Below are 26,528 nucleotides of genomic sequence, written 5' to 3'. Positions count from 1 at the left end.
ATCTCTCCAAAGTCGAGATGACGTGGTATGCGAATAGCCACGTTGAGCTTATCAGCTTTGTGACACTTATCATTCCCGCCCCACTACTCACAATAAACTACAAACTACCAACTACAGACTATCAACTACAGACTAACTATATCGCTTCTAGCTACCCATAATCACTTTATGTCGCCTGAGGAATATTTGCATCTGTAGCAACTTGCCCATGCACTGCCCTCCCTGCAAATATTCCTAGCGACAAGCTTTTGCTTACTTTTGGCTTCAAAAGTAAGATGCCTCTCCGGCAAAGAGGAGTATGCCCCTCCGGCATAGAGGAGCCCCCTTCTTTAATTAAAATCGCTTGGTACAGGTTTCTCTAATAAATACTGATAATAGAAACGCACTCGCTCCTTAAAGTCATAAGCCGATTTTGAACGTGCGAAACCGTGTCTGCTACCGGGATAAATCATCAGCTCAAACGGCACATTACGATCCGTCAAAGCATCGACCAGTTGTGTCGTATTCTGTAGATGAACATTATCATCTAAATCGCCATGCATAATACGAAGTACCCCCTTATAGTTATTCACGTACGATAAGATGGATCCTTCTTTATATCCTTGTGCATTATCCTGTGGTGTATCCATCCACCGCTCCGTGTAGTGCGTATCATACAACTCCCAGCTTGTCACCGGTGCACCAGCAATACCATAATCAAAATAATCAGCTCCTTTAGTCAATGCCAGGCACGTCATATAACCACCGTAACTATGTCCCGTAATCAACAATTTATTTTTAGCTACCCAAGGCTTTGCTTTAAACCATTTGGCCACCGTAATATAATCGACCAACTCCCACTGTCCAAGGCTACGGTGCATCCAAGCGACCCCTTGCTTACCATAATGCCCCGAGGCACGGTGATCACAAGCAACCTGAATAACGCCTTCTTTTGCCCAAAATTGATTCGACATCCCCTTCCAAGTATTCTTTACGGTTCCCGCATCCGGACCACCGTAAATACTCATGATAACCGGATATTGCTTCGTCGCATCAAAGTTCACAGGGTATGTAATCACCATCGGTAAATCAAATTTCCCATCATCCGATTTAATTGTTATGTACTCCGTCTTACCAACATGGTACTGACCAAAGTCAGCTCCCTTACTATCCGCGAGCTCCTTTACAATTTTTCCATTATTATCAACCAGCGCTACCTTATTCGGTGTGGTTACATTCGAATAGTTCGTAATAAAGTATTTTCCATCGGGAGACACCTGAACATTGTGCGTATAATCGCCAAATGTCAATCGTTTCAGATTCTTACCCGAGTAATCCACCCGATACAAGTCAGAAGTTGCCGAATTCTCTTTTCGTGCCGTAAAGTACACGACCTTGTTTTTTTCATCCACCAACTGCAACGAGGTCACCTGCCAATCACCTGATGTCAACGGATTCACAAGTTGCCCAGATAAGGTGTACAAATAGTAATGTGCCCAACCGGACTTGTCCGATTTCAAGATATAATGCTTGTTATCTGCCAAGTAAGTAATGCGTTCGTCATGATCTAGATTAATCCATGTCGGTTGTTTTTCATCATAAATTTCACGCTTTACACCGTCATTTGGATTTACCGCATAAAATTTAAGATTGTTCTGGTCGCGGTTCATCCATTGCACCATGATCGACTGGCTATCAAAACTCCAATACGGCTGTCCAAAATACTGGTCATCCTTCGCATTAAAATCAGCCCACACCACGGGCGATCCCTCCACTTGCACAAAACCAACCTTCACTTCAGGGTTCTCATCCCCCGCCTTCGGGTAACGTGTTTCCTCTAAGTAACCATGTTGCCCTTTCGACACATAGATTGGGAACATCGGCACCTTGGTATCATCAAAACGCATAAAAGCCAACTTCTTACTATCCGGAGACCACCAGAAAGCCTTATAGTTAGTTGAGCGACCCAAAATCTCCTCGTAATATACCCAGGAGGACCATCCATTATAGATCACATCCGTACCATCAGATGTATAGCGTAACTCACGACCGTCTGCTACATTTACACTATATAAATCACTCTTCCGTGTAAAAGCCACATACTTTCCGTCTGGCGAAAGTGTCGGATTCTGCTCTTCCAGCTCCGGGGACTTCGTAATTTGCTTCGCTTCCGACTTTCCGTACTGTATATAGATATCTTTATTCTTCACAAAAACAACCACATCAGCTGTAGCCGGTGGTGTATAAGGTGTCCGTTCCCCCGTTTTAACATTCACTTTATAATCACGGTGGTCCTTTTGGTCATTTTCAATGTAATGCCCTGCATCGGCCCATCCTTTATAATAGTTTATAGCTTGCGTAACCGAGTAGTCTCTACCCCAAGCTTGGGCAAAGCTTAATTCCTTCGTTTGCCCGTGCACCCCAGCGAAAAAAAGAACGCCCAAAAGCGAACCCGTTATTTTTTTATACATAATAGATTATTGATAATGCACGAAAATAGCAATATTACAGCGCTTCGTGACAAAATAGATGTAACATATTTCCTATCAAACACAAAAAAAGCCACTCTATAAGTGGCTCCTTTATGTTGTTCTTTACGTTACTAGAAGGTAAAGTTATCCTTCTCTACGTATTCACCGTTATCAAATGTTGTATCATCCTGGTTCGGTTCGTAGCGTTTTTCAACCACCTCTTGATTACCTTTGATGTATTCCACAACTTCTGTCAACCCTTCAGCAAACTTTTCAAAATCCTCTTTATACAAGAATATCTTGTGTTTGATAAACTGCCCATCTTCAAAACGCTTCTTGCTTTCCGTGATGGTTACATAATAATCGTTAGAACGAGTCGCTTTAACATCAAAAAAATAAGTACGCTTACCGGCTCTCACCTTTTTTGAAAATACTTCCTCACGCTCTTTGTTTTCAAAATCTCCCATTAGTATTGTTAAGTATTTAAGTTTTAATCCTCTCTTTTCAGTCATAAATATATAATAAATACTTTCAAACAACCAAATTTTATTCAAAAAAAAGTTATTTTTCTCGAGATTGCCAAAATAAAGTCTACCGAAACACTGACCGACCCCAACAACACGCTGGAATTTTCACCGAAAAAAAACCGTCATTCACCGAATAAATGCTCCGAATTGCCTATTTTGGCTAACTGATTCGAAAGGTTTGCCTTACTTTTGAATCAAACATTAAATAACACATAGCATGGAAAGAGACTATAATACAACCCCGCCAGGAATTCCGCCTAAAAACAATAGGAGCGCTAATATCGTCGGTGCCATTATTGTATTTCTAGGTCTGGCCCTCTTGATGAAAAATCTAGATTTAGGTATTTGGTTTCCACGTTGGATTTTCGGTTGGGAGATGGTCCTGATTATTATCGGTTTAGTTATTGGAATCAATTCCCAGTTCAAGAAAAAATCATCTATCATATTAATTTCAATAGGCGGTTTATTCTTGCTTAAAAACCTCATGGATCTATCCTTTGGAAAAGTTATTATCCCGTTAGGTGCTATTATAATCGGTATCTACCTTATTATGCGTAACCGCAACCAAGGAGGCATCCCACCGGTGCCACCGCAAGCGGGACCAACACCTGACAATGGATCTAACGACATTTTTGATTGGGACAAACGCGTGCGTACAGAAGAGGAGCTTCAGCAAGAACCTGAGATAGAATCTCCATTTCAACAAAAGGCAGAAGAATACCGCACCACACCGGGCAGTGCACAGCAGCAGTCTTATACAAATAACTTTACACACCAAGGGGAAAACTATATCAAGGTCGATTCCATTTTTGGAAACGCCAAGAAAAACATATTCTCCAAGAACTTCTTGGGCGGCACCGTGACGAATGTCTTCGGCAGTACGCAGATTAACCTGCTTCAAGCCGATATGCAACAACCTGTAGCCCTAGATGTCTTCCAGCTGTTTGGTAGTACAAAAATTATTGTACCTCCACATTGGGTCGTGGCAACAACGGTATCCAGTATCTTGGGCGAAAACGATGACCGTCGCGTTATTTTAACGCATGCGGTGGATCAGAACAAGTGTCTTTATATCACGGGAACATCCATATTAGGTAATATAACCATCAAGAACAGCTAGCAGATACATGATTTTTAAGATGACATCCAAAAATCGATTGGTCCACGCAAGTTCGTGGACTATTTGCATACTATACTTCTTGGTATCCTATTTCCTCCTGTGGTGGGACCACCGTCCCAAGGCGGTATCGCCGTATGAACCTATTATTGGTGCCCTATCGATCACGATCTGCTGTTACCTGATCTATAGCACACTACAATACTATCTACCTCGGAAGAATCAGTATATAAAAATCACCGTAATCTGTCTCGTCCTTACCACCGTGAGTGTCGGGCTATCGTTGTTTTTTTTAAATCAATTTTTCGATAACCTTTCCTTATCGCACTTTTTCGAGGTACTTCCTTATCGCTTTATTATCAACTTTCTTCTCCTACTGTGTGTAACCATCATTAATATCTTTTGGAACATACAAGAAGAATACGAGGAAAACAAAAAGAGAAAAGAAGAGTCCGAGCGTATACTTCGGGATGCCGAGCTTTACAATTTGCGGCAACAACTACAGCCCCATTTCTTGTTCAACAGTTTGAACTCTATTATAGCCTTGATCGGTATCAAACCCGACCAAGCACGCAACATGACCTTCCAATTATCTGATTTTTTACGCGGAACCATGCGAAAGGATGACAAGCAATTGATACCGCTATCTGATGAGATAACACACCTGACATTGTATTTAGACATCGAAAAGGTACGCTTCGGGCATCGCCTTACCACGACTTTCTCCCTCCAGGAAGAAGCCGCTAAAGCAAAAGTCCCGTCCATGATTATTCAACCGCTATTGGAAAATGCCATTAAATTCGGCCTGTACAATGTTATCGGCGACGTTGAAATAACGATAGACATACGTCTGGAGAACTACATGCTTTATATTACGATTACTAACCCATTCGATAGCGATCAGTTTGAAACGAAAAAAGGAACCGGCTTTGGCCTTTCTAGCATCCAGCGACGCTTATTTTTGCTCTACGGACGCACCGACTTACTGGACACTTCGATAAAAAACAATATTTTTACCTCCACTCTTAAAATCCCACAATATGATTAAAACCATCATTATTGACGATGAGCCCTTGGCACGTCTTATTATTATGGAATATTTAAAACAGTACGACGATATTGAAATTGTCGCGGAGTGTGGCGATGGCTTTCAGGGTGCTAAAGCAATCCAGCAACACCAACCGGATCTCGTTTTTCTGGACATCCAGATGCCAAAATTAACCGGCTTTGAGATGCTTGAAATATTGGATGAAATGCCGAATGTGATCTTCACCACGGCCTTTGATGAATATGCGATTAAAGCATTTGAAAAAAATGCGGTCGATTACCTATTAAAACCGATCAGTAAAGATCGCTTCGAACAGGGTCTATCTAAGTTCAGGAATGCTTTTGCCAACCAAAATAATGGCAGTAGTACAACAACTACTGTCGAGAAAGTGGCTGCGATAACCGAAGAAGAATCGCTGGAGCGGATCGTGGTAAAAAATGGATCACAGATCAAGATTATCCCCGTCCAACAGGTACTCTTTTTGGAAGCATACGACGATTATGTTAAGATCCACACGAAAGACGGCGTTTTCCTAAAAAACAAAACGATGAGTTCTTTTGAAAAGCAATTAGATCCCAAACAGTTCGTACGTGTACACCGTTCGTTTATTGCCAAAGTAGACCAATTAGCTAAAATTGAACCTTTGGAAAAAGAGAGTTACATTGCTACGTTATTGAATGGAGAAAAGATAAATATAAGCAAATCGGGCTACGCACGTTTAAAACAAATTATTGGCTTGTAAACAATAGTTTGTAATTTTGTGGGCATGAGTCGTATTCTTATTATCGCATTTATGTTGTCTGCTGCCCTGACATCCTACGGGCAGAGTCAGGAAGAGTTGGCAAACAGGGCCGTATTCAATAAACTAGAGTTTTTCATCAACACGAAGAACACAGATTCTATTTACAACTTGGCCAGCGACAACTTTAAAAGCAAAATTGGCGCCGATCAGTTTGGTTTTACCATGAACAACCTGTATCAGCTCGGTAAGATCAAAAATGTAGAAGTATTGGATTTCAAACAGCAGTCCGGTGTATACTTGCTCACCTACCCTACCGCCTTCATCAAGCTTACCTTATCCGTCGACCCGTCGACTTTGAAATATGAAGGTATCTTGTTTTCGCCCGGAGAAAAACCGACAGCAAAACCCGTAGAAAAGAAAGAAGTAGTCAGTGTGGTCGAAAAAATATCACCTGTAGATTTCTTCGTTGACTCAGTCGCCAAACCTTTCGTTAAGCAAGGTAATGCGCAATCGTTAGCTATTGGTGTTTTCCATGACGGACAATATAACAAGTATTTCTACGGAGAAGCAATCAAAGGTAGTGGTGTGGCCCCTACAGAAAATACGATCTATGAAATTGGATCGATTACCAAGGTGTTCACCGCCGTGTTACTGGCTGACCTCGTAACCAAGGGTACTATTAAGTTAGACGACCCAATTACGGCATACCTTCCGGACTCGTTGGCGAGTAACCCTGATCTACAGAAAATTACTTTTAAGAGCTTATCAAACCACAGCTCAGGTCTTCCACGTCTGGCAAATAATATGGACAAAGTACCGGGCTTTACGATGAAAGATCCTTATGCAAACTATGACCGCAAGGCTTTGTTTAGCTACCTAAAGAACTATAAAGCAACACGTGAAGTAGGCGAGACCTACGAGTACAGTAATTTGGGGGTTGGCTTGTTGGGTGAACTGATTAGTATCATTGCAAAGAAACCGTTTACCCAGCAGCTGCGCGAAGTCGTACTAACCCCATTGCAGATGAGCAGCACGACCGACCGTCCGGACCCCAAAAACACAAATTTCATTAAAGTCTACAATGCATCCGGCATCGAGGTTCCAACTTGGAACTTTCAGTCCATGTTTGCTGCTGTTGGACTAAAGTCTACGGTTCGCGATATGATGCTTTTTGCAGTCGAGCAATTTAAAATGCCACAGAATGGCCTACAAGCCGCAATGGGCCTGACACGCGAATTTACCCTGGCTACACCAAACAATACCGATATCGGGCTTGGCTGGCACATGAATATGGTAGACCAAGGTATTTTCTTATGGCATAACGGTGGCACTGGTGGTAGCCGATCATTTTTAGGGATTTCACCAGATAGCAAAACGGCCGTAGTTGTGCTTTCCAATGCCGAACTTGCTGTAGATAATGTGGGCGCTTCTATCTTAAAGAAGCTAATGGAAAGTAAGAATTAACGCAAAGAAGGTACAATCTTTTGCACATCGCTTTCACCTTGAAAATCTTTTATAAGAGTCTTGCTGCCTGCATCGAAAATGTAGGTGGCAGGGTACTCTTTCGGCATAAAGCGCTCGATAAATTCCACACCCGGATCCTTCCAGAAGCTTACATTTTTCTTTCCTTTTAACGCTGGTGCATACATGTTAAGGTAGCTATCCACATATTCCTTATCGTTCATCGTAACAAAATAAATCTGTACGGGCGGCAATGTCGCATACGCCTTAGACAGGCTCGCTCCTAACTTTTGACAATGTCCACATCCGGGGTCATAAAAGATCAACATGACCTTCCCTTTCGTTGGTATCGCTTGTTGCAGTAGCTTACCATTATTTGCGATATCGTGAATCTTCACAAAAGAAGGTAATTGCTTGAGTGCTTGAGCAGCAGCTATACTTTGAATACATAGGAAGAGTAGCATTAATCGCGCTATTGTCATGAAATGTTTCATACGGCATTATTTAAGGTGTAATCCATGCGAAAGGCTCGCTTTTTTCCGAAAAATACTATATATTTGGTTACAAATCAACAAATACAGAACAAAATTTCATTATCGTGAAGAAACGCATCGCTATTTTTGCTTCGGGCTCAGGTTCCAATGCTCAAAAGATTATGGAGCATTTCAAATACTCCAACCTCGTCGAAGTAACCTTAGTTTTAAGTAATAACCCGGATGCATACGTGCTACAGCGTGCGGATAATTTCGAGATCCCTTCGCATGTCTTCGATCGTCAGGCTTTTTATGATACAGACGAGGTGGTCGATATCTTGAAACGTCTGGATATTGATCTTGTCGTCCTGGCCGGCTTCTTATGGTTAGTGCCTGAAAACCTATTGAAAGCATTTCCGAATAAAATCATCAATATACATCCCTCTTTACTACCGAAATATGGTGGCAAGGGCATGTATGGTGATAAGGTACATAAAGCTGTTTTGGCAGCCGGTGAAGAAGAGCACGGTATTACCATTCACTTTGTAAATGAGAACTTTGATGAAGGAGAAGTTATCCACCAAGCGAAATTTCGCGTGGAACCGGGTGACACACTAGAGATACTCAAATTCAAAGGCCAGCAGCTGGAGCACCAGTATTTTCCGAAAGTCATCGAGAATTTAGCGAAGAAGTACAATTAGTAGCGGAATATATCTGCTTTATTGCTATCTTTGCGGCTCCAAATAAATGACAATGAATCATCCTGTTAAGATTAAAAATGCTTTGGTGTCGGTTTACTACAAGGACAACCTAGCTCCCCTCGTTCAACTCCTAAACAAGTACGGTGTTACTTTCTACTCTACAGGCGGTACGGAAGCTTTCATCCGTGAACAAGGTGTAGATGTTGTACCTGTTGAAGACCTTACTAGCTACCCATCTATCTTAGGTGGCCGTGTTAAGACCTTACACCCGAAAGTATTCGGTGGTATTTTGGCTCGCCGTCCGTTGGCTGGTGACCAAGAGCAATTGGCACAATACGAGATCCCTGAAATCGACTTAGTAATCGTTGATTTATATCCTTTTGAAGAAACTGTAGCATCAGGTGCAGCGGCACAAGATATTATCGAAAAAATCGATATCGGCGGTATTTCTTTGATTCGCGCCGCAGCAAAAAACTTCAATGATGTCGTAATCATCTCTTCAAAAAATGATTACACTGAATTAGAGCAAATTCTAGCTAGTCAAGAAGGACAGACGACATTAGAGCAGCGTAAAGAGTTTGCTAAACGTGCGTTCAATACATCGTCACACTACGATACAGCAATCTTCAACTACTTCAACCAAGAAAACCCACTTCCTGTCTTCAAACAGTCGGTACAACAAGCACAAACGCTTCGTTACGGTGAAAACCCGCACCAAAAAGGTGTTTTCTACGGTGATTTAGATGCGATGTTCGATAAATTGAACGGTAAAGAATTATCATACAACAACTTGGTAGACGTGGATGCAGCAGTTGCTATCATCGATGAGTTTACAGAGCCAACCTTTGCTATCTTAAAACACACGAATGCTTGTGGCGTGGCTTCACGACCAACCGTTAAACAAGCATGGATCGATGCTCTAGCTTGTGATCCTGTTTCCGCATTTGGTGGTGTATTGATTACGAATGGTGAAATCGACAAAGAAACAGCGGAAGAAATCAATAACTTGTTCTTCGAAGTTTTAATTGCTCCTTCATACAGCGCTGAAGCACTTGAAATACTAACGGCAAAGAAAAACCGTATCATCTTGGTACGTAAGGAAGTTGCTCTACCTACTGCGCAGTTCAAAACGTTATTAAACGGTGTTATCCTTCAAGATAAAGATAACACGGTTGAAGGTCCTGAATTGATGACCAGCGTAACGAACGTACAACCAACAGATGAACAACTAAAAGACTTATACTTCGCAAATAAAATTGTGAAGCATACAAAATCCAATACCATCGTTTTTGCTAAGAACGGTACATTAATCGCTTCAGGCGTCGGACAAACATCCCGTGTAGATGCGCTTAAGCAAGCGATTGAAAAAGCACATGCTTTTGGTTTCGATATCAAAGGTAGTGTTATGGCTTCTGATGCCTTCTTCCCATTCCCAGACTGTGTGGAAATTGCTGGAGAAGCAGGTGTAGTAGCGGTATTGCAACCTGGAGGTTCAATCAAGGATCAGTTATCAATCGATATGGCGAACGAAAAAGGCGTCGCGATGGTAACAACAGGTGTAAGACACTTTAAACACTAAAAAAAAGGGGCTAAAGCCCCTTTTTTGTTTTTAGTTCATGGTGGAGAGTACATAGTAGGAAGTAGAGCGTGCAGCTGCCGGATGCGCCCTCCTGTGGAAGTGCTATCGAAGGACAAACAGCATAGCGTGCCCTATCGCTACAAAAATCCCAAAAGCCAGTAGATCACTACAAAGCCTAAGAGAAAAAAGAGACATCTCTTCCCTACAGTTTTCGCGTCTCTTCCGCCCAATAGATCATTGAAAAATCTTTTCATTTTTACTTGTTAAGAGGTGATCAGGTTATTCGACAACTTTTAAAATATCGCGCACCAAGAGCGTTCCTTCAAAATGAGCTTGGAGTTGTTTCCCATCGCCATGAACCGTCCATATCTCCCGAGGTTTCACGTGATTCACGTAAGAAAGGATATCCAACCAATCCACATGATCGGAGATGTACAATTCAATATCATTCTGTTGTTGCAATCGTGCCCAGCCTGAGGCAAAAGCCTTCAGCACATTCTTCGCCTTAAAATAACTATTAAAGGTTAAAGGAGGTACCAAATAGACCTTATTGGTCGGGCCTTCCTTCATCGCTTTTCTATTATACAACGTGTAGCGTAATTTCTGCGGACCAAGTTGATCATATAGTTTATGCACCGGATGCATCTTATGGTGCACCAACACCTCCAATTCTGGTAGATGTTGATTAATCAATGCCGTAATCCGTTGCGATTTTCCAAGCGTATAGCAGCCCAACATGATATTACTATGACGGTCCTTCAGCTTCAGTATCTCTGTAACCGGATCCGGATGCTTAACCGCAGGATTAGCAAACGTAGACTCTGTAATCAATACATCTGCGGCCACCATCTCAATCGGCTCGCAAGTTGGATCTACTTGCAGTTTGTAATCTCCGGTATACAGGTAACGAACCCCTTGATAGGTCATTAAGATCTGCGCCGACCCTAAAATATGCCCCGCCGCATACAAAGTTACGGTTACATCGCCCAAAGAGAAGGCGGTTCCAAATGAAACCGTATGCAGGGTATCTTCTGGAAGTTTCGAAAATTTATTCCGCATAAAAGCGAAAGTCGCTTCGGTCGCCCACATCGCCTTATGCCCTGCGGTAGCATGGTCACCGTGCGCATGTGAAATAACATTGACCGCCACAGGCGCCATGGCATCCACATAAAAATTGCCATATCGACAATAGTAACCTATGGAGGTCTTGACTAAAAAATCTGCTAATATATTATTATCTGTCATTTGACGTTTTGTCATTTGTAGTTTTTAGATGATGGTTTGTTGTTTGTAGTACTTCCCACTCGACGTCATTGCAAGGAAGCTCGTCGCGACGCGGCAATCTACCCCTACGCTAGTGCGAGTCTGCCTGCGGTAGACAGGCTTGTAGCTCGTGCTTTGATCAAGCAAAATAGGACACGAGCTGAAAGCTCGCGCCAGCACGCCAACGTTTCCTGATGCCAGCAAACATCTACCTCCCCTATGCACCTTCTTCTAAAAATCGTTTATGCAGTTCCAGCACTTGTGGCAACAGGGGTTGAACTCCATCATTTACAATAATGAAATCCGCGATCTCCCTCTTTTCGCTATCCGGTAATTGTTTACTGATACGTGCCAACACTTGTTCTCGTGTCGCGTTATCACGCTTCATAACACGCGCTATACGCTCCTCTTCGGGCGCTGTCACAAGAATCGTATAATCTAATTTCTTATACGAACCGCTCTCAAATAAAAGAGCTGCCTCTTTCAGTGAATACGGATATGTTTGTCGGTTAGACCATGCTTCGCCATGTGCAATGACCGCAGGGTGTACAATACTGTTCAGTCGTTGCAACTGGCGCTCGTCACCAAATACGACCGACGAAAGATAAGCACGGTTCAGCTGACCATCCGCAAAATAAACCGCTTCACCGAATGCCTGTTTCAAGTCTTCGCGAACCGTATCACTGGTTACCATAATATCCTTGGCTTCACGATCCGCGTCGTAAAAAGGGACGCCCAGTGCTTTAAATATTTCTGCTACATAGCTCTTTCCCGAACCGATGCCGCCTGTTATACCAACTTTCAACCCCATATTACTTTCGTACAAAAAAATCTATATTCTGTGGCTCTATGCTAATTATCTGACAATAATTGGGCACTTTCGTTATAATCACGGGCAGCGTTTTAACTTTATTCTCTTCCCAGTTCTCCATATCCACAATAGCTTCAAAGTCACGCGAAGTCCACTTATTATAATCTTTCAGGGAAACCAGGAAGGTGACCTTCACTTTGGTCGGTATAGTGCGCACCGTCGTATAGCGACCACCATTCTCCACCCGAATAGGGAGCTCCAATACCTTCTCTGTAATTTCTCCTACAGGGATCGTAATCTCCGAAAATGTAGGATAAATCGTGATATTATTCTTTTGATGTTTATTTAGGTAAGCAATCGTCCGTATATCCGAAGATACAGCCGTTCCACGGATCGTATCCGTCTCCAAATACTCAATATTTGCGACATCCTCCAATGGTCCCGTGACGGTCACATAATCTGGGTTCGCTTTGGTATCCCCAATGATACCATACTGTTTCTTAAACTGCATACTATAAAGGGCCCGCACAGGTACCTTTCGTTGTGTCTGCTTCGAGAAATCAAAAAACAGTGTATCTGGACTAACAGAAACAACTTGGTTGTCGGCCGGAAATTGTCGATTGATATAGCCCAACTGATTGGTAAAAACAATAAAACTTTTTGTCTTTAGTCCGCTGAGGTCCACCTGGACATGTGGTGTATCCGGGTACAGTTTTTTGAGGAAAATCTTCCATCCACTCATCTTCATCCGTACACTCACGGTATCCGATTGAAGGGGGTGAAAAGCCTTCTGTTCCGGAATATTCACATACGATATCCCCGCCTTAATCGTATACGTCTGTATGCTCGATATCGCAAAAAGCAGCCAAGCAAAAAAGGATATAACGATGCATCGCAAAAAAATTGCAAGCTTCCGTCGTTTTACTTTACTGATTCTCGGTTGAGCCATAAAAACAAAGTTAACATTTAGCCGTATTAAACACAAAAGCCATTCGTAATCACGGACTACGAATGGCTTTCCTTTTAGACCTAAATCGATATCAACCAGATTAGGCCTTCATCTACACCCCGTCTATAGCGACGGTGTTTCATGTTAAGCGTCTTTTTTCACCGTATCGGTATTCGCAGCTTTAGAAGCGTCCAAAGCAATCGCAGTCTTGTCGAAACGCAATTTAACGCCCGAACCAACGTCTACCAAAAACGTAGTTTCGCTCACTTCTACAATACGTCCGTGGATACCTGCAGTCGTTACGACTTTAGAGTTAACACCTAATTCTTCGATATATTTCTTGTGATCTTTTTGTTTCTTCATCTGCGGTCTGATCATAAAGAAGTAGAATACTACGATAATCAGCACCATAGGTAAGAAACTCATCAATCCGCCCCCTGCTGGAGCCGCTTGCAATAAGATTGTTGTCATCATATTTAAAAGTAAAAATTAAAAAGTCAAAATTATAAAATAAAGACTCAAAAAGTCAAAATTTAAAAGTAAAGTGTTAAAAAACCACTTACTTTGCCAATACTTCACCTTTCAACTGCACCGTCGTCACCCCATTTGTAGCATTCGACACCACCGTCACAATTTTCTGTTGTTTACCGACCTGCCCGTTGCTATCAAAGCTTACTTTGATCTCCCCTTTCTTGCCAGGCAATATTGGAGTCTGTGTATACGAAGGCGTGGTACATCCACATGATGCCGATACTTGCGAAAGAATAACGGGTGCTTCACCGGTATTTTCAAAGGCATAAATATGTTCTAAAATTTCCCCTTCTTTCACGGTTCCAAAATCGAATACAGGCGATTCAAACTCCACCTTTCCGGTCGATGCTTTTGCTGTTTGAGCCGGATCCACCAAAGTGCTATCCGTTGCTGCATTCTCTCCCGTGGCGTTGCTCGTACTGTTTCCACAAGAAACACCCAACATAGCTACCGCCACCATTAAACTCCATCCAAATATCTTGTTCATGTTATTAATCTTTTAGTCCTCTACCAGCTTTCTGAATGCGCCCTTGTCCCATTAATTCGGCAAGGATCTTGTCCAGAATACCATTGATAAAGGTATTACTCTTCGATGTACTAAATGCTTTTGATAATTCAATATACTCGTTAATCGTCACTTTAACAGGAATGCTCGAAAAATTGATTAACTCACAGATCGCCATGCGCATTAACAAATTATCGATCAATGCGATACGATCCGATTCCCAATTCTTCGTCTTTACAGAAATCATCTCCTGATACTCCGCTTCATAGCGGATTGTCTTCTTCAGTAATTCACTGACAAACTCACTATCTTCATCCCAATTAGGCGTCAGATCTGCCAATTTGTTTTGTATTGGATTTTCGCTGCTGAAGTTTTTAAAAGTTTTTGCAATCATCGCTTGCAATACTTCTTTATCCACCGGCCAGTTGATAAAGCGAGCTTCAAAAGCCTGCTCAATATCAGCTGATTTCAAGATGATCTTTTTGAAAATATATTTGATAATATCTTTCTCAGCACCGATCGAACGATCTTCCTGTTTCAGATAGACTAAATACTCTTCAGACTCCTTCAGTTGTGCAAAAATAGCACGTACGATCTCCGGGTCATAGGACCAATCAACCTTGTACTTCTTAACACACTCCAAGTATGTTCTATTTTGTCTCAGTGACTCAATAAAACTATTACTATTCAATTTTGTGGTGTACACTTTATCCTTCTCCGTCGGAAGAAATTTATTAGCTCTCCCCTCAGCATCAAGAAGCACGTACTCAGCAACTTCATCCAGCAGATTAAGCGTCCAGACGTACATCTGGTTCACCTCATCGATACTCGTGAACAGCGCTTTTTCGAAATCCTTTACTTGCTTATCCTCGGATAAACTGTACGCATAAAGCGTTTGCATTACTTTCACCCGGAGGTGTCTTCTGTTAAGCATAATTTAATTTAAAGAACGATTGTATATAAATAAGAACGTATTATACTTTTTTTATTGTTTTTTTATCTTTTTAACTTCTTGATGTCAAAGATACGTTTTTCTGCCAATTGTTTAGCGGCATCGAAGGTAGTAATGTTATCTTCTTTTGATTTTTGTATCACGTGGCGCGTTGCATTGTATATATTTTTCACCAATGCATCAGTGCGATCGTTGCCATACCCTTCTAATTCAGAGAAACAGCTAATCAACGCACCCGAGTTAATTAAGAAGTCCGGTGTATATAGAATATCGTGCTCCTTCAACAATTTGTTCGTCAATTCTTCATCCTTCAACTGATTGTTTGCTGAACCCGCAATAATCTTACAACGCATACGTGGTACGGTTTCCGGATTCACCGTTCCGCCCAACGCACATGGCGCATATACATCTGCATCCAGCTCGAAACTTGTCGCATAAGTAATTGGCTCCGCCTTATATTGCGCTGCAATTTTCATCTTGCGCTCTTCCGTCATATCCGATACGTATACGCGCGCATTCTCCGCACGAAGCATGCTCACCAACTGCTCACCGATACTACCCAATCCTTGCACAGCAACCTTACGACCCGCTAAGCTATCATCCCCATAAAGTTCCTTGATCGCGGCTTTTATTCCATAGAACACGCCACGTGCTGCAAAAACAGTCGTATCGCCACCACCGTTCAACGAAGCTGGCAAGCCCGCTACATAGTTGGTTTCAGAAAGCATATATTCCAAATCTTTCTGCGTGGTGCCCATATCGGTTGCCGCAATGAAATTACCGTTCAAACCTTGCACAAACTGCCCAAAACGACGCATCAACACTTCCGTTTTATCGGTACGGTGATTCCCCATAATAATCGCACTTCCGCCGCCTAAATTTAGACCCGCCAAAGAAGACTTATAGGTGATGGCTTGCGAAAGTCTCAAGGCATCATCAATGGCATCTGATAGAGACTCATAAGGCAACATCCGTACGCCCCCGATAGCAGGGCCCAAGGTGGTGTCGTGAATAGCAACAATTGCCTGCAAGCCTACGGCCTGATCTTGACAAAAAAACAGATTCTGATGACCTGAAAGGCTCATCTGATCGAAGATAGAAGATTGCTTTATTTCCATAACATTAAAAAATGCCAGTTTTTCTAAAAATATTAGGGCAAAATTAGGAAATTTTTCTGTCACCGCTTTATTATTGACAAGAATTACAACATTTGAAAAGCAATGTCATTTTTTATACATTTTTTCTATAAGTAGCCCATATCGTTTAAAATTTCATTCTTACGTTTTGCGCTGTAAAACAAATTATCAGCCCTATTTGTAGTGCCTATAGGTCTATTTATCCACCGGTTCTTATATTGCATATACAGTCAAATTTATCTAAGTTTGTCATTGATGAAAGAGTTAGCATATCTTAATAAATACTTCTATAAATATCGCTGGCAGGTAATCCCTGGCGTCCTATTTGTTATCATATCTAACTACTTCGGTATCCTTCCCGCGAAGGTAATCCGGGAGGCCTTCGATTTGGTGAAAGAAAACATAGACCTATACCGTCTATACGATGGCTTTGAGCGGCAGGATCTGGTGTACAAAGTTTTTGGCAGCAGCTTGTTGTTTTTTGGTGTGGTCGTCCTTGTTTTGGCCTTGCTACGCGGCATATTCCTTTTCTTTATGCGGCAAACCTTAATCTTGACCTCGCGACACATTGAGTACGACCTTAAGAACGAAATTTATGCACACTACCAAGCACTAGATTTTGCTTTCTTCCGTCGCAATAATACGGGGGATATGATGAACCGAGCAACCGAAGATGTCAACCAAGTACGAAACTACCTCGGGCCAGCAATTATGTATGCCATAAACACGGTGGTGCTATCGATCATGATTATTTATGCCATGTACGATGTCAATCCCAAGCTAGCCACCTATTCGTTGCTACCCATCCCAATCTTATCGGTCGTTATCCTTTATGTCAACAAAATCATCAATATCCGCAGTGAGAAAATACAACGACAGCTATCGACCCTTTCTTCATTCGTACAGGAAACATTTTCAGGTATCCGTGTCATAAAAACGTATGCCCGTGAGGAAGAGAAAATGGGGGTATTTGCCGATGAAAGTAACTATTATAATAAGGTATCTCTTGATCTCGTCCGCATACAAGCTATCTTCTTTCCGCTTATTATCTTTTTAGTGGGCTTCAGTACCATTATTACGGTTTATGTAGGCGGTATTGAAGTAAATAATGGGACCATTACCGCTGGTAATATCGCGGAGTTTATCTTGTATGTGAATCAACTTACCTTTCCAGCGATGTCACTGGCTTGGGTAACATCCTTATTTCAGCGAGCAGCAGCTTCACAAAAGCGGATCAATGAATTCCTAAAAACAGAACCTGAGATTATAGACGGTCAATCTGAAGTCGTCCTGCATGGTAACATCGAAGTCAAAGACCTACACTTCACCTACCCCGATACGGGTATCAAAGCCATCGATGGCCTCTCCTTTACCATTGCCAAAGGAAAGACATTAGCTATTATTGGTCGCACAGGCTCTGGAAAGTCAACCCTCGCAAACCTCTTACTTCGTATGTATGATGCCGATAAAGGCAGCATCCAGTATGATGGTACTGCCATTGAGAAATTAAAAATTAGTAGTTTACGGTCACAGATTGGCTTTGTGCCGCAGCAGGTATTTTTATTTTCGGATACCATCGCGAAGAATATTGCCTTTGGTCTAGATAATGTAGATATGCCACGCATTGAAAAGGCTGCCAAAGATGCCGCTGTTTACGATAACGTCGTTGGTTTTGAGGAAGGTTTCCAAACCCATATTGGGGAGCGCGGAATTACGCTCTCCGGCGGACAGAAGCAACGGATATCGATTGCACGTGCATTGGTTAAGGATCCTGAAATCCTGATTTTTGATGATTGTTTATCGGCGGTTGACACCAAGACGGAGGAGGAAATCCTCCATAATCTGAGCTTGATCATGAAAGATAAGACGACTATCTTTATTGCACACCGAATCTCCACCATTAAAAATGCGGACCATATTTTAGTACTGGATCAAGGACGTATCATCGAACAAGGTACGCACGACCAGCTGATGGAACAAGGAGGGGAATACTTTGAACTCCATGAAAAGCAGTTATTGGAAACGGTTTAGGGAGTAGTTGGCTAGTTGATAGAGTGTAGTTGGTGGGTGATAGAGTCAGGGGTAATGTAGAGACACAAACCCCGCAGGGGTAAGCAAAGCTAAATCTTGTGGTTAGAATCTCATGATTGCTGTACTTTGGAAAACGATATCGTCATCTCGACTTTGGAGAGATCTACAAACTATCTAGGTAAAGTTAAAATAATCTTCATGGCTTCCAAGATTGCGACGTCGATGTTTCGACAGGCTGAACATGACTGGCAAGGCTTAAATTTTCGAGGTCTAGTTCCAACAAAAAAAGACACAAAATCTTGTGTCTCAACATTTGCGCCGACTCTATAAAGCGCGATCTATAACCAACCAACTACCAAGCATGAACTATTAGACACAAAATCTTGTGGCTCTACAATGTACAATCAACTATAAACAACGATCTACTAACTATGAATTACTTTAAAAGGTTGACATATTCCTTCGGACTAATATGGTAAACGGTTTTAAAAACCTCACCGAAGTGAGCAGCGTTGGCGAAGCCAAATGCATCCGCAACTTCCGTAATATTATTCCCGCCTTTTTCAAGCATATCCTTCGCTGCAGCGAGTTTATTCGTCAGGTAAAATGAATGTGGGCTCTGTGAGGTCACTTTCTTAAAGAGATGCTTAAACTTGGTTGCCGACATACATGCTGTTTCCGCTAAAACATCAATCCCAGGAAAAGCACCTTTTAGGGACATAACCAGCTGCATCTGTGCCGAAAAAATCGCGTCGATATCACCTTTAGTGACCTTATCGATCTTTATCTTCACTTCCTTCAGCTGCTCAATATATTCTGCAATGAGTTGATAAACGGTACCGCAACAGAAATAACGGTACAAATCGCCGTAAACAGGTTTTTTACGCAATTCATTCAAGAGCCACCAGCTCTTATTCGTCATTCGGTCATTTCGAATAACCGTATTAAATTTAGGATTAAAGATCGTGGAAAGAATATCTTCATGCCCGTCCATCTTTGAAAGATACGGCACATACGCTTCTTTTTTAATAAAGATGGATAGCACAAAAGCAGCACTTCCTTTTTTTACTACATATTCCCCATTAATAGCACTATCCAAGATCGCCAAGTTGTAGGTTTCTCTGCCCACCACGTTTGCGCGATTATTCAAATAATACAGGCCTGGATCTTCCGATAAATTATAATGTATCTCAATAAAATCTGATCGGGTATTCTTAAACTTAAAATGAATATCCTCCTTATAGATCGCATCACAGACTAAGAAACTAATATTAGGATCTATTTGGTAAGCAAACCGAGTTCCTTCAAATAAAGTCGAACCTACCATGATATTATTACCATGAATATCAGCTTCCAATTGTGCCGCATAATTAGGCACCCAATCCAGCTCCACGCCAAAACCTATCGTCAACTGTTTCATGCAGAAATCCGTTCGTTACTTTAGTACATTATAATCGTATACTAATATAACTTTTTTCGTAATTACTTTTCGAAAAACAAAATAAAAATAACCATCGAGAGCATGCATAATAGCATAATCACACTCAAGCGGTTGAGTAAATACTGTTTAGAGCGCATAACAAATTAATTATAAATTATTTAATTTATAGTTAACAATGGTTGTGACAAAATGTTTTGTCATAGTAAATTATTTTTCGTGCACAAACGTGCGGTAGATATAGGGTATGCGATTCCTATGCGCTCAATATTTGTTGATTTTCAAGATGTGACTTTAACCAATTAACAACCGTTCTCTTGTTCGATATCCGATACTTAAACAGCACCTCCCCAATTAGGCAACCATCCTCTACAATATCTTTGATTACCTGTGTTTTCACAGCGTCATCATATCGCTTTCTTTTGCTAACTTTTTCTTCCGCCATCTAAATTTTATTTTCCTTTATCCAATACCCATTGATTATTCATGCGCAGTAAAGTTTGTGCGCCTTTGCCCTCAACTTTCCGTGGAAAGTGACTAAATTCAGGTCTCTTCTTAAGATCCCTTTTTAACAGTTTAAACATAGCTTTCACGTCTTCTTGTTTAAGTTTAACACAGGTACTAAAGCTGTTCTTGCTCATGCATTTCGTACGCACCCATTCGCCCATGAATCGGAGATACGTAAATTGATTTTTAAGCTTATTATCGACCGTACAGAAAATAATTACATCGTTGATGACATCCACCCTAAACTCACTGTAAGAGCATCCCAGATCCGACGAAAACACAAAAGCCATATACTCCCCATCAATCTTTGAAACACGCATCACGTAATATAAAACATTCTCCGATCTCGCTTCCAGTTGCAGAAGACTGAGGTCTTCTACATTTTTCATCATCAAGTAATCCATATTATTCAGACGTCTGAAAACTACTGTACCTTTGCTTTTTCGTGCAATGGTACTGCCGCCGTAGACGGCTGAATTTGATCTTTTAACGTCAAATTCGTTTTCTTGTAGTTTGCTGATTAAATCTGTATATAATATTTCCATAACTCTCTTATACAAAGATCTCGAAATCCCGATCAAGAGAAAGCCACGATAAGCCAAAAAAATATAACAATAAGACCGAATTTAAACCAAAGGTTAATCGTGTAGTTTAATTTTTCCTCCGAATAAAGACGTCACTTGGTTTGACATCAAACGTTCGTTTATAGAGGTTTGCGAAGTGCCCCGGCTTGTTGTAACCCAGCTCGTAGGCCACTTCATTCACGTTTTTGTACGTTCCACTCAAAAGCATCGCCTCTGCAAGCCTTAACTTTTCGTTAACAAAAAACTGATTTGGAGAAACACCGGTCGCATTTTTAAAAACGGACTTGTATTTGGAGACCGACATATTGGTCATATTAGCAAGGAAAGCTAATCCCGGAAATACGTCGAGTAAATTTTTAAGTAAATAATCTGTGGTGACTTCAATTTCTTTAAGGTCATGAATTGAAATTTTGTGGAGCACCGAACTCATGTCCTTACCACGTTCCACCAAGTAATAGAGCAGATGCAAGGCTACCCCTTTGAGCTTCGCATCAAATGCAATATCATACATGCTCTTGCGCTTGAGTTCATTGATCAACAAGACACTCTTGCTATCGATATGTCCGTAGTAATAAACGGCCTGCCCAGAGGCCTGCAAAATCCAGTTACTGATTTCGGAATCACCACTTTCCTTGGCGAGTGATATCAGGAGCTCTTTCGAAATCATCAAACGAATGGTGTATACATCGGCATCGATTGGCGTAACGACCTCACTCCCCTGGCTCCCATTGATAAGCGCCATGTTTAAGCGGGCACTAAAGCCCATCTTATTGGTTACTCCAGCGACCACATAGGTGGGGGCATCTTTGCTCAGGTCGAAATAAGCAATATACATATCATCGTCTTCGACCTCTCTTCTGTTGATGAAAAGCTGCTCTTTCAGGGTCATATCTAAAACCAATACTGAAAGGCCCGGCATAACTGGCGTAAAATAGCTACCCCCTTCCCCTACCTCTGGCGGAATAATAATCATCTTGTCATCGACCAGTTCCCATCCTGGACCTTTAACAAACTCATATTGCCACTCCGGGCCAAAAGTATATGTATGGTTTAATTTAATCATATTACGTATGCATTAGCATGCCCAACCATTAAACGTCCCATGATCCTTAACACCAATAAATTGAACAAAAGAAAATTAAGAAAAAAAAAGTATTATTTACCTATAGCTGAAAAGATATTTTTCTGCAATAAAATATCTTTTCAGCTCGTAGACTCATTTTAGAATGCGAGTATTTCAACCTCCGTCCGTCGGTTCTCTTGATGTTCATCATCAGAACATACAACACCATCGGCACAGCGATTCACCAGGCGGCTCTCTCCATATCCCTTGCCAATCAAACGATCTCGGGCGATCCCTCGACTAACCAGGTAATCGACCGCAGCATGTGCGCGGCGTTCAGAAAGTTTCAAGTTGTAAAGTTCAGCTCCGCGGCTATCCGTATGACTCGATAATTCAATCACCAATGACGGGTTATCACGCATCGTGCGTGCCAGCTGGTTCAGCACGATCGCAGCATCAGCCCGAATCGTGAAATCATTAAAATCGTAGAAAATATTCTCCAGCACGAATTTCTCGCCCACCCGGCTTATAGGCTGTAAGTGCAACACCGTCCGAAGGACCGTATCTTGCTCTGGTATAGTCTTTTTAATAAAAAGCGAATCCATATGAAAGCCCATTCCTTCCGCCACGATACTGTATGTTTTATTTTCTTCTAATCTAAACGAAAAAGCTCCCTTTGGATCCGTTTGCGTCCGTCCAATCATCTGTCCATTTTCGTCAAATAAAGTCACCGAAGCACTGGTCACCGCACTGTTATCCTTTTTACTATACACCCACCCTTCATGCTTCATTTTCACTTCCGCACTATGCTGTTCAAAGGCATATATATCGTCCGCTCCAGCACCCGACTTCCGATTCGAAGAAAGGTATCCTGCCGTTTCACGTTGCGTATCTTTCACCAGTGCGAAGGCGAAATCATCGGACGCCGAATTTACTGGAAAACGCATGTTTTCACGTTCTGAAAAACTGGAACGCTGCCCTTTTGCGCGAAAAATATCCAGTCCGCCCATCCCCACAAATCCATTACTCGAATAATAGAGATAGTCGCCATGTACGGTTGGAAAAACTTCATCACCGGCCGAATTAATCATGGATCCTGCATTCTGCGGTTTCCCCCAAACACCATCAGCCCCCAGCACACTGTACCATATATCCACTCCTCCATATCCGCCCGGCATATCCGACGCGTAATACAGTGTCTCTCCGTCCGCCGTTAATGCGGCATGCCCTAGCGAATAAGCCTTCACATTGTTATATGGAAAATTCATTTCCACCCAGCTACCCGCAATCTTTTTATAGATTTTAAGCTCCAGATTGTGTTTATGGAAACGGTATCCATTTGAACGGTTTCGCTCGGTCTTCTCGCCGGAATATGTTCGGGTCAGGTAAAAAACATCCTCTGCAGCATTGCAGACCACCGGCCCCACGTGGTATTCCGACTGATTAAAGTCCTCCGTAAGTTGTGCCGCATTCGTTAACTTCCCATCAGATGTTGTCCGATCTGCTCTAAAAATCCGCATAAAAGATTGTCCCGTAGTGGCATCTCGTTTAACGTCTCCAACCTGAGGCTCTCCGACATACAAAGCTCCATCTTTTATCGGGAACAAGGCAAACTCAGACAATCCCGTATTGATGTATCGCTCATTGCGCACCACATGCGCCGTTGGCTTAGCCATCCAACGCATAGCCGAATCGGCACCCTCCATGGCTAAGGTCGTTCGCGCGGAAGAACCAAATTTGTTCGCATATCGCGTATACTGTTGCTTGGCTTCTTTATACTTCCCGTTCTGCTTCAATACATCGGCATAATTCCACAGGTTTACCTGCTTCAATTTCTTGTCTTCTAACACCCGGGTATACCAGTTTTCCGCCAGGTCATAAGCCTGTAGCTTATAATAGCATTCCGCCAGTTTTTCCATATCCGAAAAACGGGGCTTCTTTACATCCACCAACCGTTCGTAAAGTTCTACCGCATGGGCGTATTCATATTTGTTAAAAAACTGTGTGGCTCGTTTTCTAAGATTAGGCTGTTCCTACGCGTGCAGCTGTATTCCCGAGAAAGCGATCAGCAGCATACAAGTGACTAAGTGACTTATTTTCGTATTCATCATCGATAAAGAGTATATATTTTTAAGAGAGATTCACCGCCTTATCGGACAGCACTAAAAATAACGTGGGTTTGAAATACGCTTGAACGACTGCCCCAATGTTACACCAAGGGTCACTTCGTGCGTGCCGCTTTGCAAACCTTTCATCTTACCCAGCATCATATCATACGAATACCCGATCCGAATCTTATCCGTCGCATAAAACTGCGCCAAAGCTGTTATCGCATTCACAGAAGATAACTTCTCCGCAGATTTATCAAAATAGGTACGCTTGAAAACACGAGCACGTGTGCGGTAACCTCCTCCAATCCAAAACTTATCATTAAAAACAAACATGGCATTTAGGTCCAGCGATGTCGGTCCTTTAAAATCATCCTTCACTAACAAGCTCGGACGCAGAAATACACCTTCTTCTAACTCAAACAGCGCACCTGTAATAAAATAAGCACTTACATTACGATACAAGCTCGCTAGGGCATTCTCATTGAATCGGAATTCTTTGTTATCGGTCGACGAAGCAAATAGATCCTGCACAGCAACGCCAGCATACCACTTCGCGTTGTAGTAATAAATACCCAGTCGGATATCTGGTTTCCAGTTACTGATTTTACCTGCTGGAATAACCACATCCTCCGTATCCTCGGCCCGTAGCTTATTACCGTCCAACCCATATTGGGTTAACCCCACACCAACACCCAAAGCAATACGCTCGGTGTTATCCTCATCCAATTGTAAACGAAGCGCATAGTTTCCAAAAATAGAAGTCGCCGACTGGGCTCCTAGGCGATCTACAGACACCTGCAACCCCACACCATGCCGCTGATCTATAGGATCCACCACCCCATCGATAGAGATCGTCCCTGTTTTCGGGGCGCCTTCCCAACCTGTCCACTGGCTGCGTAGTGCCATTTGCCCAAACCACTCCTCTTTATACCCCGCATAGGCTGGATTCACACTAATCGCATTAAAGACATACTGTGTTAATTGTATGCTCTGTTGCCCATAAGACTTAGCGCCCAATAGCAGCAGTAAGCTCAAAGCAACATATCTCAAATTACCTTTCATCTTATATTGAATTTATTGTTTCCTCGACCGATCTTTCTGTGTCGCATTCACTGTCGCCGTATGCAAACTTCTGTTCAGACAGCGGAACCACAGATCAATAAACCATGAACATCTTAGTGTACATAGCTTTAAGGCTGCAAAGCTATTATCTTATCTACCCAACAGAGACCATAATAAGCTTGGAAGCAAACACAAAAGGACGGAAAGCAGATTTACCTAGTCCACCAAAAACCGTATCTTTGCCCATCAATTTTTGGGATATGGATCATTTTTCTACGTTTATAGCACAAGTGCAACAAAGCTTGCAGGCAAAGACCTTCGTAAAACTATCGTTGGGTAATTACAAAGGTTCCGAGAACGAGCTGAAGAATCTTTATGTCAAAGCAGTTTTGATCAAACGGGAATTAAAACTATCGTTTACCTATCGCTACAAGACGCGCGATATCACCAAGAACTACAGCATAGCTGAAGGCATAGCGGCAGTGGAAAGCCAGCTTGATGCCTCGGGCTTCCGGGCAGCCACACTCTTCACCACGGAGGAAAACCTCAGCGCACAGCTCAGTAATAAAGGAGATTGGTTTACCAAACGGGAAAAACCAACCCAGCTGAAAGCAGAAAGCCACAGCCACGATAAGGAAAAGAGCCGCAAGCTTCAAGCCACTGGCAAGACTTACCTACAAGCGTTGCGGCTGACAGATGCGGAAGGAAATGTATTCAAGAATGCACAAGACAAGTGGAAGCAGATCAATCATTATATTGAACTGTTAAGCAGCATGCTCAAGGAGCTTCCGAGTGAGCGCCCCTTACAGGTTGTCGATATGGGGGCAGGCAAAGGATACCTTACGTTTGCGCTATACGATTACCTTCGCCATGAACTGAACAAAGAGGCTTCGGTCATCGGGGTAGAATACCGAGACGATTTAGTGACGCTCTGTAACCAGATTGCGGCCGACTCGAGCTTTACCAAACTTTCGTTTGTGCAAGGCACGATAGAAGACTACCAGCCTGTAGGCGCTATTGATGTCTTGATTGCGCTGCATGCCTGCGATACCGCTACCGACGATGCCATTTTCAAAGGGATACAACATGGAGCCGAGCTGATTGTTGTGGCGCCGTGTTGCCATAAACAGATCCGTCGGGAGATGGAAGCCTCCAAAAAACAAAATGAGCTCGACTTTCTCTTGCAGCATGGCATCTTCTTGGAGCGGCAGGCAGAGATGGTAACCGATGGCTTGCGGGCCTTAATCCTCGAATATCACGGGTATCAAACCAAGGTTTTCCAGTTTGTATCAGATGCACATACACCAAAGAATGTCCTCGTTGTAGGCGTTAAAAAGACCATAACGCCGCAACGTCAGCAAGAGATCCGCGAAAAGATCCGTACCAGCAAATCGTTCTTCGGCATCGGATACCACCACCTGGAGCGGTTAACAGGCTTGGAAGGGTAAGACGAAATAAAAAGATAGTAAAATCCTTATACAGACAAA

Annotated in this window: 24 protein-coding genes; 8 read left to right on the top strand and 16 right to left on the bottom strand. The window is 42.3% G+C overall.

Translation table 11 applies throughout. The annotated features are described in order from the left end of the window. Nucleotides 1–329: 329 nt before the first annotated feature. Nucleotides 330–2,450, bottom strand: coding sequence for a S9 family peptidase (locus B9Y69_RS15810; protein ID WP_085473936.1), 2,121 nt, complete (start codon nt 2,448–2,450; stop codon nt 330–332). Between the two features lie 131 nt (nt 2,451–2,581). After that, a complete protein-coding gene (locus B9Y69_RS15805; RefSeq protein ID WP_085473960.1) occupies nt 2,582–2,917 on the bottom strand; it encodes a DUF3276 family protein in 336 nt (111 codons plus the stop codon). Between the two features lie 277 nt (nt 2,918–3,194). Between B9Y69_RS15805 and B9Y69_RS15800 the strand changes: the two genes are divergently transcribed. The 4 genes from B9Y69_RS15800 to B9Y69_RS15785 are packed head-to-tail and all read left to right on the top strand — an operon-like array spanning nt 3,195 to nt 7,348. Then, a complete protein-coding gene (locus B9Y69_RS15800) occupies nt 3,195–4,097 on the top strand; it encodes a LiaF transmembrane domain-containing protein (protein ID WP_085473935.1) in 903 nt (300 codons plus the stop codon). Between the two features lie 19 nt (nt 4,098–4,116). Beyond that, a complete protein-coding gene (locus B9Y69_RS15795) occupies nt 4,117–5,142 on the top strand; it encodes a sensor histidine kinase (RefSeq protein ID WP_234991280.1) in 1,026 nt (341 codons plus the stop codon). Beyond that, nucleotides 5,135–5,884 (top strand): LytR/AlgR family response regulator transcription factor, encoded by a 750-nt coding sequence (locus B9Y69_RS15790; RefSeq protein ID WP_085473933.1) that lies wholly within the window; start codon nt 5,135–5,137, stop codon nt 5,882–5,884. The genes B9Y69_RS15795 and B9Y69_RS15790 overlap by 8 nt, the downstream gene beginning before the upstream one ends. Before the next feature lie 24 nt (nt 5,885–5,908). Next, a complete protein-coding gene (locus B9Y69_RS15785; protein ID WP_085473932.1) occupies nt 5,909–7,348 on the top strand; it encodes a serine hydrolase domain-containing protein in 1,440 nt (479 codons plus the stop codon). Here B9Y69_RS15785 and B9Y69_RS15780 read toward each other — a convergent pair. Then, nucleotides 7,345–7,839, bottom strand: coding sequence for a TlpA family protein disulfide reductase (locus B9Y69_RS15780; RefSeq protein ID WP_144036602.1), 495 nt, complete (start codon nt 7,837–7,839; stop codon nt 7,345–7,347). The two genes, B9Y69_RS15785 and B9Y69_RS15780, sit on opposite strands and share 4 nt — an antisense overlap. Before the next feature lie 104 nt (nt 7,840–7,943). On the opposite strand from B9Y69_RS15780, the gene purN reads away from it, so the two are divergent. Together purN and purH are read left to right on the top strand one after the other, a co-directional pair. Then, nucleotides 7,944–8,519: a phosphoribosylglycinamide formyltransferase gene (purN, locus tag B9Y69_RS15775; protein WP_085473930.1), complete on the top strand. Its 576-nt coding sequence runs from the start codon at nt 7,944–7,946 to the stop codon at nt 8,517–8,519. 52 nt (nt 8,520–8,571) lie between these two features. Beyond that, a complete protein-coding gene (purH, locus tag B9Y69_RS15770; RefSeq protein ID WP_085473929.1) occupies nt 8,572–10,098 on the top strand; it encodes a bifunctional phosphoribosylaminoimidazolecarboxamide formyltransferase/IMP cyclohydrolase in 1,527 nt (508 codons plus the stop codon). A gap of 279 nt (nt 10,099–10,377) precedes the next feature. Here purH and B9Y69_RS15765 read toward each other — a convergent pair whose 3' ends face one another. The 7 genes from B9Y69_RS15765 to B9Y69_RS15735 form a co-directional block, all read right to left on the bottom strand. Further along, nucleotides 10,378–11,358: an MBL fold metallo-hydrolase RNA specificity domain-containing protein gene (locus tag B9Y69_RS15765; RefSeq protein WP_234991279.1), complete on the bottom strand. Its 981-nt coding sequence runs from the start codon at nt 11,356–11,358 to the stop codon at nt 10,378–10,380. 220 nt (nt 11,359–11,578) lie between these two features. Beyond that, nucleotides 11,579–12,172 carry a dephospho-CoA kinase gene (gene coaE / locus B9Y69_RS15760; RefSeq protein WP_085473928.1) on the bottom strand — a complete coding sequence of 198 codons (594 nt, stop codon included), beginning with the start codon at nt 12,170–12,172 and terminating at the stop codon, nt 11,579–11,581. A 1-nt stretch (nt 12,173) separates the two neighbouring features. Further along, the gene (locus B9Y69_RS15755; RefSeq protein ID WP_085473927.1) at nt 12,174–13,121 is read right to left on the bottom strand and encodes a CdaR family protein; all 948 of its coding nucleotides are present in this window, start codon (nt 13,119–13,121) and stop codon (nt 12,174–12,176) included. Between the two features lie 144 nt (nt 13,122–13,265). After that, nucleotides 13,266–13,595, bottom strand: a complete 330-nt coding sequence (yajC, locus tag B9Y69_RS15750; protein WP_085473926.1) for a preprotein translocase subunit YajC — start codon at nt 13,593–13,595, stop codon at nt 13,266–13,268. A gap of 85 nt (nt 13,596–13,680) precedes the next feature. Beyond that, nucleotides 13,681–14,139 (bottom strand): DUF1573 domain-containing protein, encoded by a 459-nt coding sequence (locus B9Y69_RS15745; RefSeq protein ID WP_085473925.1) that lies wholly within the window; start codon nt 14,137–14,139, stop codon nt 13,681–13,683. Nucleotides 14,140–14,143: 4 nt separating this feature from the next. Beyond that, on the bottom strand, nt 14,144–15,091 hold the full coding sequence (gene nusB / locus B9Y69_RS15740; RefSeq protein WP_200811818.1) for a transcription antitermination factor NusB: 948 nt from the start codon (nt 15,089–15,091) through the stop codon (nt 14,144–14,146). A gap of 62 nt (nt 15,092–15,153) precedes the next feature. Further along, nucleotides 15,154–16,227, bottom strand: coding sequence for a Glu/Leu/Phe/Val family dehydrogenase (locus B9Y69_RS15735; RefSeq protein WP_085473957.1), 1,074 nt, complete (start codon nt 16,225–16,227; stop codon nt 15,154–15,156). 273 nt (nt 16,228–16,500) lie between these two features. Between B9Y69_RS15735 and B9Y69_RS15730 the strand changes: the two genes are divergently transcribed. Next, nucleotides 16,501–18,276 carry an ABC transporter ATP-binding protein gene (locus B9Y69_RS15730; protein ID WP_085473924.1) on the top strand — a complete coding sequence of 592 codons (1,776 nt, stop codon included), beginning with the start codon at nt 16,501–16,503 and terminating at the stop codon, nt 18,274–18,276. Between the two features lie 436 nt (nt 18,277–18,712). Here the strand turns inward: B9Y69_RS15730 and B9Y69_RS15725 are convergent, their stop codons facing one another. From B9Y69_RS15725 to B9Y69_RS15700, 6 genes are all read right to left on the bottom strand, one after another. Beyond that, entirely contained in the window at nt 18,713–19,696 is a 984-nt protein-coding gene (locus B9Y69_RS15725) for a helix-turn-helix domain-containing protein (RefSeq protein ID WP_085473923.1), read from the bottom strand. Between the two features lie 274 nt (nt 19,697–19,970). Next, complete coding sequence (locus B9Y69_RS15720) at nt 19,971–20,159, bottom strand: hypothetical protein (RefSeq protein ID WP_085473922.1); 189 nt, start codon at nt 20,157–20,159, stop codon at nt 19,971–19,973. Between the two features lie 7 nt (nt 20,160–20,166). Next, nucleotides 20,167–20,766 (bottom strand): hypothetical protein, encoded by a 600-nt coding sequence (locus tag B9Y69_RS15715; protein ID WP_085473921.1) that lies wholly within the window; start codon nt 20,764–20,766, stop codon nt 20,167–20,169. A 106-nt stretch (nt 20,767–20,872) separates the two neighbouring features. Next, nucleotides 20,873–21,868 carry a helix-turn-helix domain-containing protein gene (locus B9Y69_RS15710; protein ID WP_085473920.1) on the bottom strand — a complete coding sequence of 332 codons (996 nt, stop codon included), beginning with the start codon at nt 21,866–21,868 and terminating at the stop codon, nt 20,873–20,875. Between the two features lie 158 nt (nt 21,869–22,026). Next, nucleotides 22,027–23,787, bottom strand: a complete 1,761-nt coding sequence (locus B9Y69_RS15705) for an OmpA family protein (RefSeq protein ID WP_159451871.1) — start codon at nt 23,785–23,787, stop codon at nt 22,027–22,029. Between the two features lie 243 nt (nt 23,788–24,030). Beyond that, nucleotides 24,031–25,041: a PorP/SprF family type IX secretion system membrane protein gene (locus B9Y69_RS15700; RefSeq protein WP_085473919.1), complete on the bottom strand. Its 1,011-nt coding sequence runs from the start codon at nt 25,039–25,041 to the stop codon at nt 24,031–24,033. Nucleotides 25,042–25,145: 104 nt separating this feature from the next. Here B9Y69_RS15700 and B9Y69_RS15695 point away from each other — a divergent pair, with 104 nt between their 5' ends. Next, the gene (locus B9Y69_RS15695; RefSeq protein ID WP_234991278.1) at nt 25,146–26,489 is read left to right on the top strand and encodes a class I SAM-dependent methyltransferase; all 1,344 of its coding nucleotides are present in this window, start codon (nt 25,146–25,148) and stop codon (nt 26,487–26,489) included. The last annotated feature ends 39 nt before the right edge of the window (nt 26,490–26,528 follow it).

The organism is Sphingobacterium psychroaquaticum, assembly GCF_900177625.1.
Lineage (GTDB): Bacteria > Bacteroidota > Bacteroidia > Sphingobacteriales > Sphingobacteriaceae > Sphingobacterium > Sphingobacterium psychroaquaticum.
This window is presented reverse-complemented; position numbering and strand designations above follow the sequence as displayed.